Below are 13,489 nucleotides of genomic sequence, written 5' to 3'. Positions count from 1 at the left end.
AGAACATGATAACAGAAATGACAAACATTAGCATAGTAAAATATGTACGGATACAAACAATAAGAAGGCTCCCAAACATCGAAAGTGAGGGATTGCTGTATGGCTGATGAACGACATCGAGATCGAGAAGAGATCGACGTATATTACGACAATCCGGAAATGTTGGATAGAGATCAAGAATTCAAAGAAGAAACAGCTGCAGAAATCGCTGCGCCAGTGAATGTAAGCCGCGATTTCGAGGAAGATACAGAAGAGGAAAGCACGACCTCTGGACGAGTACTGGGGTACTCAGCACTTGCTCTATCGGTCCTTTCCTTATTCATTCTACCAGTCATCATGGGGGCGGCCGGTATTGTTATCGGGTTCGTTGCCAGAAGACGCGGCGCAGAAACACTTGGGGCATGGGCAATTGGGATTGGAGCAGTATCGATAATCGTTGGATTATTTGTATTGCCCTTCTTTTAATAAGTAAATCACTTTTTTAAAATGGGGAGCGTTTTAAAAAAGTAAAAAAAAGAGGACTGAGTGATCAGTCCTCTTTGCTTTGGGTTACAGTTCCAGCGCATAGCCACAGTAGACGTTCCGGTCTGCCCACAGAAGTCAAAGAGCGGCTTCCGCGGTCTGACCAAGAGCGCTTTTTTTGCTAAGTAAGGCGCATCAGCTCTCCTATACTTGCGTTTCTTTCTTTTCAGCCTCTTTCTTTTCAGCTTCTTGCTTATCATAGTATTCCTGGGCGATTTTATCGATTTCCTTTTTCAATTCTTCGACCATCGTTTCCTCAGGAACCTTACGGACGGTTTTACCTTTGCGGAATAGGAGTCCTTCACCGCGGGCACCGGCAATGCCGATATCCGCTTCACGAGCCTCTCCCGGTCCGTTGACAGCACAGCCCAATACCGCTACCTTAATTGGTGCTTTGATGGTTTGGATATATTCTTCGACTTCATTTGCGATGGAGATCAAATCAATTTCGATTCGACCGCAAGTCGGACATGAAATCAATGTCGCTGCATTGGAAGCCAGGCCGAACGATTTCAATAGTTCGCGTGCAACCTTTACTTCTTCAACCGGATCGGCACTCAGGGAAATTCTCAAGGTGTTCCCGATGCCAAGGCTAAGGATGGCACCAAGGCCTGCAGCACTTTTTACGGTGCCGGCAAACAGGGTTCCTGATTCGGTGATTCCCAGGTGAAGAGGATAATCAAAAGCCTGCGCAGCTTTCGTATATGCTTCGATCGCTAAATTGACATCAGATGCCTTCATCGAGACGATGATGTCGTGAAAATCAAGATCTTCAAGGATCTTGATATGATGAAGGGCACTTTCAACCATACCATCGGCAGTTGGATAACCGTATTTTTCAAGGATTTTTCTTTCAAGGCTTCCTGCGTTCACGCCTATTCGGATTGGAATCCCTTTTTCTTTTGCAGCTTTTACGACCGCTTCCACTTTTTCACGGCGTCCGATATTCCCCGGGTTGATCCGGATCTTATCTGCTCCGCCTTCGATCGCTTTCAGCGCAAGCTTATAGTCGAAGTGGATATCCACGACTAATGGAATATTGATTTGTTTCTTGATGTCAGCGATTGCGTTGGCTGCCCTTTCATCCGGGCAGGCCACCCGGACAACCTGACATCCTGCTTCTTCAAGACGGTGTATTTCCTTGACTGTCGCTTCGACGTCATGAGTCTTGGTTGTCGTCATACTTTGTATAATTAATTCATTGTTTCCGCCAATTGTTAAATCCCCGACTTTTACCGGACGAGTCTTTGAACGATGTATAATTTCACTCAAGTGTAATTCGCTCCTTTAGAAAGGTTCTTCAACTATACATTATAGATATTACGAAGCTATTGTAACAGTGTTTTGTATCAATTGACAAGAATTAGGTGCGGCAGCGTGATGAAGTCAGTCAGTATAGAGAGGAATTTTATACGTTTTGCCTATTTGGATCTTCCCGGGTGATGTATTGTTTAATTCTTCAAAGTCTGAGACCACCTGTTCAATGGATACAGGAAGCTTTCCTTGCAGTGAATCCTCTACAAGGCTTAGTACGGTATCACCAGGCTTGATCTCCATCTCTATGTAGGTTTGTGTGGAATCTGAAGCGTCAGGTAAGGGGGCCGTTTCAATCTTCCCTTTCTGTACGTCTTGAGGCTGGGCGGTCACGACTGTGGAATTGTTTTTGGTCAACAAGTTTAAGGTGCCCTTATTTAAATCATAATAGACGCTGTAAAGAAGAATGATAATACCGAAGAAAATAATCATCCGTTTCATATAGAACCTCCTGTAAATTGGGATAAAGGAGACAAGGGCAATGATGAACAAAAAGCTGGTGGGGATCATTGGGCTGCTTCCGATTCTCATGGTATTGGGTAACTCAATGCTGATCCCGATACTGCCGAGTATAGAGAAAGGGCTTCAGATTGATGAAAGATGGTCAGGATGGATTTTAAGTTCTTTTACGATTCCTGCTGCAGTCTGCATCCCGTTTATCGGTTTCTTATCAGATCGATTCGGACGTAATCGCTTGATCAAATATTCTTTATGGATCATCTTTGTTGGAAGTATTCTATGTGCAGTAAGTGCCTGGTTGGAGAGCCCTGCATTCCTCTTCATGGGAGGAAGGGGCTTACAGGGCGTGGGAGCCGCCGGGACCACGCCGCTTGCAATAGCTTTAGCCGGTGACCTGTTCAGCGGTGAAGAACGTTCAAAAGTTTTAGGTGCATTGGAAGTGTTTAACGGCATAGGTAAGGTCCTTGCGCCGATCATTGGTGCAGGTCTGACCATTTTTCTAAGCTGGAATAACGCATTTTGGATTTTTCCATTACTCTGTCTTGTGATTCTGTCGGGATTAGAGAAAAACACCAGCATGGCACATGACGAGGAAGGAATACTTGGTGTAAGAAAATATGTTGGGGATCTGGCTGCTGTTTTCGCCTCTAAATGGTCATTGCTTCTCCCTCTTTTCATGATTGGTGGAATCGGTTTATTTTTATTATTCGGCATTCTGTTCTTTCTTTCCTACCATATTGAAAATACTTTTCATATTGATGGTTTTTTTAAGGGATTTTCTTTTATGTTCCCTCTCGGTGCCATGACGATTTCTTCTATCTGGAGCAGCAAAAGGCTCAAAATGGATGAAGAACGGGGCTGGTACTATATCAAGTGGGGAATCGGATTGATGACAGTTCCCCTCGGGGCTTTGGTCTTCTTTCATTCTTTGGGTTCACTGCTTTTCTGCATGACTGTCTGTTTCGGGGGATTGGGATTGATACTTCCTGTCCTTAATACGTTTATTACGGGCAGCGTGGATGAAGGCGAGAGAGGATTCGTCGTAAGTTTGTATGGTGCCGTCAGGTTTCTGGGGGTGGCGCTGGGTCCTATAGCCTATTCTGTGTGGAAAGAAGATATTCTTGCAATGTATGGACTAACTTTTATGTTTTCAGTATGTAACGTACTGTTATATCTGTTAATCATGAAACGCAGGAGCAGGGTCTTTAGACCTGGAATTAACTAAAATCAAACACTGCATTTACACTTCCTTAACATTTATTTGAGAAGATATCTTAGGAAATAGTTGGGAAGGATGTAGAAAAATGTCGAACACACCTCTTTTATTCTTAAAACGTTTCATGAATAAAGCCAGCAGGATAAGTCATTTTCCTTCTTTATCTTTAAAGCTCCGGTTAATCATGATTATGCTGCTTACTGTTGTCATTACAGGCTCCATTATTGGATCGATATCATATGTGCAATCGGAAAAAAATGCCATTCATTTAATGGAACAGCGCTTGGAGCGTGAAGTTACGTCGATAAACGATATTGCCCAAAGCTTGATGCTATTATATGTAGGAAAACCAGATCAATTTGAAAAGCAGCTGAACAAAATCATAAAAAAGCAGGATTCAGCCTTGATTCAGGACGATCTTAAGGGACAATATTTTCTGATCCAGGATCAAAAGGCAGCCCCATTCGCAGTCAGTAAGAATACGAAGCTTCAGTTTCCGAAAGACCTCATTGAGGAGATTGAAAAGAAGGAAAAGGGTACTGCTCAAAGGACCATAAACGGTAAAGCTTATACGCTGGCATATCACACCATTCAAGAATTACAGGGGGAATATGTCATAGTCATCCCTCAGGAGAATTATATGAAAGGGCTGCATTCGATAGCGGTTTATACAATAATAACAATTCTATGTTGTGTTCTAACGGCATGTATCATCGTTATGATCATCGTGAATCGTTTGGTGTCTCCGATTGCTGAACTAAGGGAGGCAATGAAAAAAATACGTGATGGTGATCTTCATGCAACAATCGCAATCAATACTTCAGTACCCGAAATTAAGTCCCTTCAAAAAAGCTTTCAATTGATGATTGAAAAAATGAAGGGACTTATCGTGAACATACATCGGACGACAGAGCATTTATATAACACAGGAAGTAAACTTCAATTATCTTCAGGGGAATTACTCAAGGAAAATGCGAGGATGATGGAAGTTGTCCGGATGGTTAATAAAGGAGCCGCTGAGACAGCGGGTACTTCTGAAGAAAGTGTGCATCATTTTTATGAAATGAAAGGATCTGTTGAGTCGGTTTTTGCCCAAATGGACAATGTACTGACAAAAACGACCGATATGAACCGCTCGGCTGGTGAAGGAGACAGACATGTTGATCAGATGGTGTTTGGAATGAAGAACTTTTCAAAAGAGTTGAATTCGATGACGGAGATCATGGGAAATGTCCATCATCATTCAAAGTCTATAGTATCTGTTATTTCTCTTATCCATCAGATTGCTGAACAAACGAAGCTTCTTGCATTGAACGCTGCGATTGAGGCAGCGAGAGCAGGAGAAGCAGGCAGGGGTTTTGCAGTTGTAGCCAATGAAGTGAAAAAGTTAGCGGAACAATCAGCGAATGCGACTGGAAATATATCTGACACCATACATAGGATGAACGCAATAACCGAACAGGCTGCATCTCAGTTTTCTCACTTCTCATCAGAGTTTCATAAGCAAATAAATGAAGCGACAAGCACGAAAGAGTCATTTGATTTAGTGAAAAAGGATATTGGAGAAGTAACAAAGGTGTTGGATCGTATGAGAGTTGATTTACGCTTTTTGCAAGATTCTTTGCCAAAAGTAGAAAATTCCACTGATGCCTTTTCCTCTGTTGCCCAAGAGACTTTGGCTGGTACGGAAGGGATGATGTCCGCTTTTGATAGTCAGTTAAAAAAACTAGATGCTACTTTTAAAATAGGAGAGGAGCTTTTGGGTAATTCCAATGAATTAAAGAAAATCGGACAACAAATGAATATCTAGTAGAAAACCCCCTTGCCATGAAAAGGTAAGGGGGTTGTTTATGCTCATTTCTGTGGCTGCGGTATTTCTTTGATGGCGAGGGACATGATGACCATCACGACAAACCAGTCCAATAAAGGGGCAGCAGCTATAGAGGTTTGCAAAAACTTCATCAGGGTAAAAAACAGTGTAGAAAGAGTGACGGAATAAGCGGTAATACGCCAGCTTTGGCGGTAATTCAATTTTCGCTTCATCAGGTTTGCCAACATCACACCGATCAATCCGAAGATGGTTACTTTCAAAAACATCAAACCGGAAGTGAAAAGGTAAAGTACGAGAAGGGCAACGGGAAGCAAAATCCATTTTAAAGCAAGAATGGAATCGATCACATCGATTATTTTTGCTTTTGTAATGACCAAGTCATTGAAAGTAGCGTAAGAGTTTGTCTGTATATTTTCCTCATTTATGACAACCAGACTATTTTCTAGGAAAGCCACTGTATTCTTATCACGATCCAGATCGTCTTCTTGAATTTCACCCGTACTATCAAGAATGATGAGTAAATGTTCCTTTTTCACTGTCAATGGCCGATCCTCCGCTGTAGAAAGAGAGCCATCTTCAATAGAGAAGGAAGGAAGATCATTGACTAAAGCTTCCTTGACTGTGGATAAAGAAGAGGAGGCGAACCCAATGAATTGAACAGCATTCGGGAGAATCGATATCAATGCAAGAAGAAAAACATAACGTATAGTTTTTCCAATCCCTTGAAACCGGAATGTTACAATATCCTTCGGGGAATAAATACTTTTATACAATTGTTGAAACAGGTTCATCAACAGGTCCTCCTTTCGATCAATTCCATATTAATACTAATCGTGAAACAGAGTCTTAGCAAGAAAGAATAAAATGATAATCATTATAATCTGTAATGTAATTGTAATAAATGAGCACTTTTATTAACCTATTGTAAATTTGGGGTGAAAACTATTTACGAAATCTCTAAAATGTATTAAAAATGGTATGGGGTTTTTGTTGTTAAATGTCGAAAATTTAAGTAGGGGTTGAAAAAATGGAATTAAATTGGCAAGAGATGTTGTTTCAGTTCTTTGGTGGACTGGGGATCTTCCTCTTTGGGATAAAATACATGGGGGATGGTTTACAGAAGTCTGCAGGGGAACGCCTGAAGGATATACTTGATAAGTTCACGACAAATCCTTTCATGGGTGTACTTGCAGGTATTTTTGTAACTGTCTTGATTCAATCCAGCAGTGGTACAACCGTAATTGTTGTCGGATTGGTAAGTGCTGGTTTCATGACACTGAGACAAGCGATTGGAGTTATTATGGGTGCCAATATCGGTACTACTGTCACAGCGTTCATAATCGGTATTGATTTAGGCGAATACGCTTTACCGATTATAGCGGTGGGTACTATTTTACTTTTCTTCTTTAAGAATAAGAAGCTTCAGAACTTTGGTCAGATGATTTTTGGATTTGGAGCACTATTCTATGGATTGGAATTAATGGGTGGCGGGATGAAGCCGCTGCGCTCCCTTGAGGCATTTCATGATCTGACGGTAAGTATGAGTTCAAACCCTATTTTAGGGGTTGTGATCGGTACGTTATTTACTGTGATCGTACAAAGTTCTTCAGCGACAATCGGAATCCTGCAAGAGCTATACAGCTCAAACCTGGTAGATATAAATGCGGCATTGCCGATTTTATTCGGTGATAATATCGGAACAACGATCACTGCTGTATTAGCTGCACTTGGTGCATCAGTAGCAGCGAGAAGAGCAGCCGCTGTGCATGTTATGTTCAACCTGCTTGGTTCGGCGATATTCCTTATCTTATTGCCGTTATTTGAAAAATTCGTTCTGTTCCTTCAAGCTCAATTGAACTTGAATGAGCCGATGACGATTGCATTCGCCCACGGAACATTCAATGTGACAAACACGATTATTCAATTTCCGTTTATTGCGGTATTGGCATTAATCGTTACGAAGTTGATTCCTGGACAGGATTCATTTGTTGATTCAAACTCCAAGCACTTGGATCCAGTTTTTATTGAGCAATCACCTTCCATCGCATTAGGGCAGGCGAAAGAAGAAGTACTGCGCATGGGACAATTTGCTGTCAAGGGATTACAAGAAACGAATGAATTCCTGAAAACAAAAAGCTCTAAAAATTCAGATGCTGCTTATCAGATTGAAGGAGCCATCAATAATCTCGATAAGAAGATCACAAATTATCTGGTCGATCTTTCATCATCTTCTTTATCAGAAGCAGAGTCAGAACGTCATTCAATCCTGATGGACACTGTACGTGATATTGAACGAATTGGAGACCACTTTGAAAATATAGTTGAACTGATTGAGTATCAACAGTCAAATAAAGTGAAAATCACCGATGATGCCATGCATGATCTTGAAACCATGTTCAGCCTGACGATTGAAACGGTTGAAAAGTCTCTTAAGTCACTTGATCTTAATGACACAGATATTGCTCGTGAAGTGGCAGAAAAAGAAGACCAAATCGATAAAATGGAAAGAAAGCTTCGTAAACAACATATCCTTCGCCTCAATGAAGGTAAATGTTCAGGACAGGCTGGAATCGTATTTGTCGACATCATCAGTAATTTAGAACGTATTGGTGATCATGCCGTAAATATTGCAGAAGCAGTGTTAGGTGTAGAATAATAGAAGATAGCAGAGTAAAGACTGACTCAAGTAACTTGAGTCAGTCTTTTTTTGGAAGGGAGAAGTTATAATGGATGTAGTTTATTGGACGATCATCATCGTTCTCATGGTTTTAGCGTTTGTCGGACTTGTTTACCCGATCATACCGAGTGTCCTGTTTCTATTGGCGAGCTTTTTGCTCTATGGTGTCTTCTTTGACTTTTCACCATTCAATTGGCTTTTCTGGACCATTCAAATTCTCTTTGTTGTTTTATTATTCGGTGCAGACTACTTAGCGAATTTAGTTGGTGTAAAAAGGTTCGGCGGCACCAAAGCTGGAATATGGGGCAGTACCATCGGTCTATTGATCGGCCCATTCGTCATCCCAGTCTTCGGGATCATCTTAGGGCCATTCCTTGGAGCAATCATAGGTGAATGGCTCGTGCATCGCTCATCTTTCAAGAAAACCATCAAAGTGGGAATCGGCTCAGTAGTGGGATTCATCTCAAGCGTGTTTACTAAAGGACTAATCCAGCTCGTGATGGTGATATACTTTTTTATGGTTATTTAATCTCTTTTTTTAGATTAATGGTTGTATTTGATTTTAGTTCATTCCAGCTGTTGATTGGAGTGCAAGACGAAGACTCCTGCGGGAAGAGTAGCTTATGTGAGACGTGTCCAGCTTCAGGGCTTAGAGGCACATGTCATAAGCCAAACCGACCAAGAAGGCAAAGAACGCCTTCATGGCCGATTCGTCTTATGCCACCCGCCTCTTTCAAAGCCCTTCCGCTTTTCTTCCCGCAGGCGAAGCCGAGGAGGCTCACGGGCTACCCGCGGAAAGCGAAGTCTTGCACGGAAATCAACAGCGGCGTTCAGAACCGGATTTTAAATTGGTTAATTCCCCACAAAAAAGGGCATTTTATCTTTGTAAGAATAACCAATCAAAATATTTGAACAGATATAGGAGATTTGGTAATCTTATACTGAAACGACCTGAATTCAAGTTCAGGAAACTTACATAGGGAGGAATTTTTTTATGGCTTACACATTACCGGAATTACCTTATGCATATGACGCTCTGGAGCCTCATATCGACAAGGAAACAATGAATATCCACCACACAAAACACCATAACGCATATGTTACAAAAGTAAATGATGCGCTTCAAGGACATGACGACCTTCTAAGCAAATCAATCGAAGATTTAGTATCCAACCTGGATGCCGTTCCTGAAGGAGCGCGTACAGCTGTCCGCAACAATGGCGGCGGTCACGCTAATCATTCATTATTCTGGACGATCCTTTCTCCAAACGGCGGAGGAGCTCCAAGCGGAGAATTAGCTGACGCGATCACATCCAAGTTCGGCAGCTTCGACAAGTTCAAAGAAGAATTCGCCAATGCAGGTGCAACTCGCTTCGGTTCAGGCTGGGCGTGGTTAGTAGTGAACAATGGTGAGTTGGAAGTAACAAGCACCCTTAACCAGGACAGCCCGTTAATGGAAGGTAAAACACCGATCCTTGGCCTTGACGTTTGGGAGCATGCATACTACCTGAATTATCAAAACCGTCGCCCTGACTACATCAATGCATTCTGGAATGTAGTAAACTGGGATGAAGTGGCAAAGCGTTATACTGCTGCAAAATAATTTAATACCATTTTTTGAAGAGGGGTTCTTTTGGGAACCTCTCTTTTTTCTGCATAACTTCCCGCCCTTTTTCAAAAGATAGGGGTACGTAAAAGGGGAGTTTTAATGATGAGCAGCTTTAAAAGGATTTTAGGTGACATTGATTTAACAAGAGACCTTTCGTTGTTATTGCTGATTGGGGGATTATATTCACTGAGTATCGCTTTATCAAATACATTTGTGAATATCTATTTATGGAAACAGTCAGGAGAGTTTATCGACCTTGGGGTCTACAACTTAACCGTAGTCATTTTTCAGCCATTGACGTTTATACTGGCCGGCAGGCTGGCAAAAAAGGTAGACCGTGTGATCGTCTTGAGATTCGGTGTCATTTTTCTTGCTGTATTTTACATATCCGTCCTATCATTTGGTGAATCTGCCGAGAACTTCTTGGTTGTTCTTGGTGCCCTACTGGGAATTGGGTATGGATTTTATTGGCTGGCATTTAATGTCCTTACATTTGAAATAACCGAACCCGAGACAAGGGATTTTTTTAATGGGTTTTTGGGGACGTTGACGTCTGCTGGCGGGATGCTGGGTCCAATACTTGCAGGCTACATTATTTCGAGATTCACTTCTTTCAAGGGATACACAATCGTTTTTGGCATTTCCCTTGCCTTATTCACTGTTGCTGTTCTGTTAAGCTTTTTCTTGAAGAGACGTCCTGCTTCCGGCCGCTATCTGTTTATTAGGATATTCGAGGAAAGAAAACATAACAATAACTGGCGGCTCATCACCAATGCCCATTTTTTTCAGGGGCTGCGTGAAGGGACGTTTATCTTCATCATTTCCGTTTTTGTATTTATCAGCACCGGAAGTGAATTTGCCATTGGTACCTTCGGGTTGATCAATTCAGGTATTGCCTTTATCGGCTATTATGTCGCCTCAAGGGTCATAAAAAAACAATACCGTAAGCGGGCCATACTGCTTGGAGGCATGCTCCTCTATCTGGCAATCTTTTTGATCGTTGTCGATGTAACCTACATGAAGTTATTGCTGTATGCTGCCATGATTGCTGTTGCTTATCCAATTCTGTTGGTTCCTTATATCTCAATGACATATGATGTAATCGGTACAGGATGGAAGGCAGCTGAAATGAGAATTGAATATATCGTTGTGCGGGAATTGTTTTTAAATCTTGGAAGAATTGTTTCTGTGACAGCATTCATTGTGTCTGTGACTTACTTTGAACAGGAACAGAGCATCCCGATTTTGCTTTTATTATTAGGAGCAGGACACACCCTCATTTACTTATTTGTAAGAAAAGTGGAGCTGCCTGCATCATGAATATGTAAATACGTTCAAAGAGAGGGATTTATTTCCTCTCTTTGTTATGTGATTTCCGTTCCGTGAGAGTAGAAAAAGCTGGTGATTTTCTATAAAATAAGGGTTGGACAGAATTCGATACGATATTTTTACATAGAGGAAGGACTGGAACGATTGAAGAAAAGTAAGAAAAAGAAAAAGACACATGTCCCCGTAAGGATGAATTTGCTGTTTTTTGCGGTGTTCTTGTTATTTTCTCTTTTGGTTTTGAGACTCGGACTTGTTCAGATTGTGAATGGGGAAAGCTATAAAAAAGAAGTGGAAAGAACAGAAGATGTGGTCGTGAAAACCAGTGTCCCGCGAGGAAAAATCTTTGATCGCTATGGGAATGTGATTGTGGATAATATCCCGTTAAACGCCATTACCTATACAAGAACGAACAATACTTCGATTGAAGAAATGTTTGACGTTGCTTCCAGGCTGGCCGATTATATCGAAAAAGATACAAAAGAAGTGACGGAACGGGATAAGAAAGATTATTGGATCATTAAGAATAAGAAAAAAGCTGAAGCGAAGGTTTCTGAAGAGGAAATAGAAAAACTTCAAAGTAATGAAGAGTTATCCGAAGAAGAGGTAAACTCCAAAGTTTATAAAATGAGACTGGACCGGATCACAGAAGAGGAAATTTCGTCACTCACTGAAAAGGATATTGAGGTCATTGCCATCTATCGGGAGTTTACAACCGGATATGCACTCAATCCTCAAATCGTTAAAAATGAAGGGGTGACACCCGAGGAGTTTGCAGTAGTCAGCGAACATTTAAGCGAGCTTCCGGGAGTGAATACCACAACCGATTGGAAGCGGTCATATATGTTCGATGACACGCTCCGGACAATCCTTGGGAATGTCTCATCCGCCCGGGAAGGTCTCCCGAAGGATTTGGTAGATTCCTATTTAGCTAGAGATTACAACCGTAATGACCGGGTTGGGAAGAGCTATGTCGAGTTAGAATATGAAGAAGTTCTTCAAGGACAAAAAGAACAGATAAAAAATGTCACCAAGGGCGGAAGTGTATTGGAGTCACTTCTGATCCAGGAAGGACAGAGAGGCAAAGACGTTGTTTTGACAATCGACATGGAATTGCAGCGTGAAGTTGAGAAAATCATCGAAGAAGAACTGATGAAACAGGTGGTCAATCGCAGTGAGTCGCCTGACCTTGACCGTGCGTATGTTGTCATGATGGATCCAAATACCGGAGAAATCCTGGCGATGGCAGGTAAACAATACGTGAAAAACGCCGAAACAGGAAAATACGAGATGCGTGATGCTGCATTAGGCACCTTTACAACTACCTATGAGGTAGGTTCGGTCGTAAAGGGTGCAACCGTCCTGACAGGTTATATGACCGGCAAACTGACACCTGGTGAAGTGCTGGTGGATGAGCCGATCATCATAGGAAGACAAGGTACACCAAAGACTTCATGGTTTAACCGATATGGCAGTATTCCAATGACGGATTTATTTGCGCTCGAAAAGTCATCTAACTCCTATATGTTCAAAATCGCAATGAGAATAGCGGGAAGGGAATATGTTCCCCGCGCCAACATGATAAATAATCCCGATGCAATAAAAACATTCCGCAACCATTTCTCTCAATTCGGTTTAGGTGTCTCGACAGGAATCGATCTGCCTGGTGAAGCTACAGGAATCGAAGGGAACCTGTCTAATCCCGGGCTGCTACTGGATTTCGCAATCGGGCAATTTGATACGTATTCAACGATGCAGCTCGCTCAGTATGTATCCACCATCGCGAATGACGGATACCGTGTGCAGCCGCATATCATGAAGGAAATCAGGGAGCCGATAAATGAAAAGGACAGGCTGGGCCCGATTCTTTTTGAGAAAGAGACGAATGTATTGAACAGGATTGAAGCCACACAGTCCCAGATTGAACATGTTCAAAAAGGATTTTACCGTGTGTATCATTATCCGGAAGGTACCGCTTATTCACAGTTCAAGGACGCACCGTATAATGCGGCAGGTAAATCGGGTACAGCCGAAACATATATTGATGGGAAATTGAGCTATAATACAACTCTGATTGGCTATGCACCTTTCGATCAGCCGGAAGTTGCCTATGCAACAATGGTTCCTGCATCACATGTGCAGGCAAGCGGTGTAGCCGATCCTTATGTCAATAAATATATTTCCAAACGTGTGATGGACAAGTATTTTGAACTGAAGAAAGAGCGTGCAGAAGAAGTTGGCGATCCGACCTCTGTCAATAAAAGAATCGAAAATGCTGATGAAGCAGAAAAAAGACAGGAAGAAGACCGCGAAGAGAATAACTAGGTGAAAAGATGTAAAAAGCAGATCCCGAAACGGGATCTGCTTTTTGTTTGTTCATGGGGATTTTTATTTTTTTGCATAAATCAGTTAGCTTAAGAAATACTAACGTTAATAAAGGTTTATGCATAGTATGTATACAGTTAACTGAGAAAAATGTCGAATTTACAAAACCTTTACAAACGATTAAAACCCAATTAACACTCATCTATTAAT

11 protein-coding genes are annotated in these 13,489 nt (G+C 41.7%); 8 read left to right on the top strand and 3 right to left on the bottom strand.

The window, feature by feature from the left end; genetic code table 11:
- The first annotated feature begins 99 nt into the window (after nucleotides 1-99).
- Nucleotides 100-465, top strand: coding sequence for a DUF4190 domain-containing protein (locus ACUXV2_RS13045; protein ID WP_446243623.1), 366 nt, complete (start codon nucleotides 100-102; stop codon nucleotides 463-465).
- Nucleotides 466-666: 201 nt separating this feature from the next.
- Here the strand turns inward: ACUXV2_RS13045 and ispG are convergent, their stop codons facing one another.
- Together ispG and ACUXV2_RS13035 are read right to left on the bottom strand one after the other, a co-directional pair.
- Entirely contained in the window at nucleotides 667-1,785 is a 1,119-nt protein-coding gene (ispG, locus tag ACUXV2_RS13040; RefSeq protein ID WP_446247072.1) for a flavodoxin-dependent (E)-4-hydroxy-3-methylbut-2-enyl-diphosphate synthase, read from the bottom strand.
- 123 nt (nucleotides 1,786-1,908) lie between these two features.
- A complete protein-coding gene (locus ACUXV2_RS13035) occupies nucleotides 1,909-2,277 on the bottom strand; it encodes a hypothetical protein (protein WP_446243622.1) in 369 nt (122 codons plus the stop codon).
- A gap of 40 nt (nucleotides 2,278-2,317) precedes the next feature.
- Between ACUXV2_RS13035 and ACUXV2_RS13030 the strand changes: the two genes are divergently transcribed.
- Entirely contained in the window at nucleotides 2,318-3,520 is a 1,203-nt protein-coding gene (locus tag ACUXV2_RS13030; RefSeq protein ID WP_446243621.1) for an MFS transporter, read from the top strand.
- A 79-nt stretch (nucleotides 3,521-3,599) separates the two neighbouring features.
- A complete protein-coding gene (locus ACUXV2_RS13025) occupies nucleotides 3,600-5,321 on the top strand; it encodes a methyl-accepting chemotaxis protein (RefSeq protein WP_446243620.1) in 1,722 nt (573 codons plus the stop codon).
- A gap of 44 nt (nucleotides 5,322-5,365) precedes the next feature.
- Here ACUXV2_RS13025 and ACUXV2_RS13020 read toward each other — a convergent pair whose 3' ends face one another.
- Entirely contained in the window at nucleotides 5,366-6,133 is a 768-nt protein-coding gene (locus ACUXV2_RS13020) for a DUF1189 domain-containing protein (RefSeq protein WP_446243619.1), read from the bottom strand.
- Nucleotides 6,134-6,369: 236 nt separating this feature from the next.
- On the opposite strand from ACUXV2_RS13020, the gene ACUXV2_RS13015 reads away from it, so the two are divergent.
- The 5 genes from ACUXV2_RS13015 (at nucleotide 6,370) to ACUXV2_RS12995 (ending at nucleotide 13,279) form a co-directional block, all read left to right on the top strand.
- Nucleotides 6,370-7,998, top strand: a complete 1,629-nt coding sequence (locus ACUXV2_RS13015) for a Na/Pi cotransporter family protein (RefSeq protein ID WP_446243618.1) — start codon at nucleotides 6,370-6,372, stop codon at nucleotides 7,996-7,998.
- Between the two features lie 70 nt (nucleotides 7,999-8,068).
- Nucleotides 8,069-8,548 (top strand): DUF456 domain-containing protein, encoded by a 480-nt coding sequence (locus tag ACUXV2_RS13010; protein ID WP_446243617.1) that lies wholly within the window; start codon nucleotides 8,069-8,071, stop codon nucleotides 8,546-8,548.
- A gap of 465 nt (nucleotides 8,549-9,013) precedes the next feature.
- The gene (locus ACUXV2_RS13005) at nucleotides 9,014-9,622 is read left to right on the top strand and encodes a superoxide dismutase (protein WP_446243616.1); all 609 of its coding nucleotides are present in this window, start codon (nucleotides 9,014-9,016) and stop codon (nucleotides 9,620-9,622) included.
- Between the two features lie 108 nt (nucleotides 9,623-9,730).
- Nucleotides 9,731-10,948, top strand: coding sequence for an MFS transporter (locus ACUXV2_RS13000; RefSeq protein ID WP_446243615.1), 1,218 nt, complete (start codon nucleotides 9,731-9,733; stop codon nucleotides 10,946-10,948).
- Between the two features lie 132 nt (nucleotides 10,949-11,080).
- A complete protein-coding gene (locus ACUXV2_RS12995; protein WP_446247071.1) occupies nucleotides 11,081-13,279 on the top strand; it encodes a peptidoglycan D,D-transpeptidase FtsI family protein in 2,199 nt (732 codons plus the stop codon).
- Nucleotides 13,280-13,489: the final 210 nt, after the last annotated feature.

Source organism: Rossellomorea sp. NS-SX7, from assembly GCF_052828565.1.
This window is presented reverse-complemented; position numbering and strand designations above follow the sequence as displayed.

Bases quoted from the DNA above. Each gene is read 5' to 3' on its own strand.
- ACUXV2_RS13045 (WP_446243623.1), top strand. From the start codon at position 100: ATGGCTGATGAACGACATCGAGATCGAGAAGAGATCGACGTATATTAC.
- ACUXV2_RS13035 (WP_446243622.1), bottom strand. From the start codon at position 2,277: ATGAAACGGATGATTATTTTCTTCGGTATTATCATTCTTCTTTACAGC.
- ACUXV2_RS13030 (WP_446243621.1), top strand. From the start codon at position 2,318: ATGATGAACAAAAAGCTGGTGGGGATCATTGGGCTGCTTCCGATTCTC.
- ACUXV2_RS13025 (WP_446243620.1), top strand. From the start codon at position 3,600: ATGTCGAACACACCTCTTTTATTCTTAAAACGTTTCATGAATAAAGCC.
- ACUXV2_RS13020 (WP_446243619.1), bottom strand. From the start codon at position 6,133: ATGAACCTGTTTCAACAATTGTATAAAAGTATTTATTCCCCGAAGGAT.
- ACUXV2_RS13015 (WP_446243618.1), top strand. From the start codon at position 6,370: ATGGAATTAAATTGGCAAGAGATGTTGTTTCAGTTCTTTGGTGGACTG.
- ACUXV2_RS13010 (WP_446243617.1), top strand. From the start codon at position 8,069: ATGGATGTAGTTTATTGGACGATCATCATCGTTCTCATGGTTTTAGCG.
- ACUXV2_RS13005 (WP_446243616.1), top strand. From the start codon at position 9,014: ATGGCTTACACATTACCGGAATTACCTTATGCATATGACGCTCTGGAG.
- ACUXV2_RS13000 (WP_446243615.1), top strand. From the start codon at position 9,731: ATGAGCAGCTTTAAAAGGATTTTAGGTGACATTGATTTAACAAGAGAC.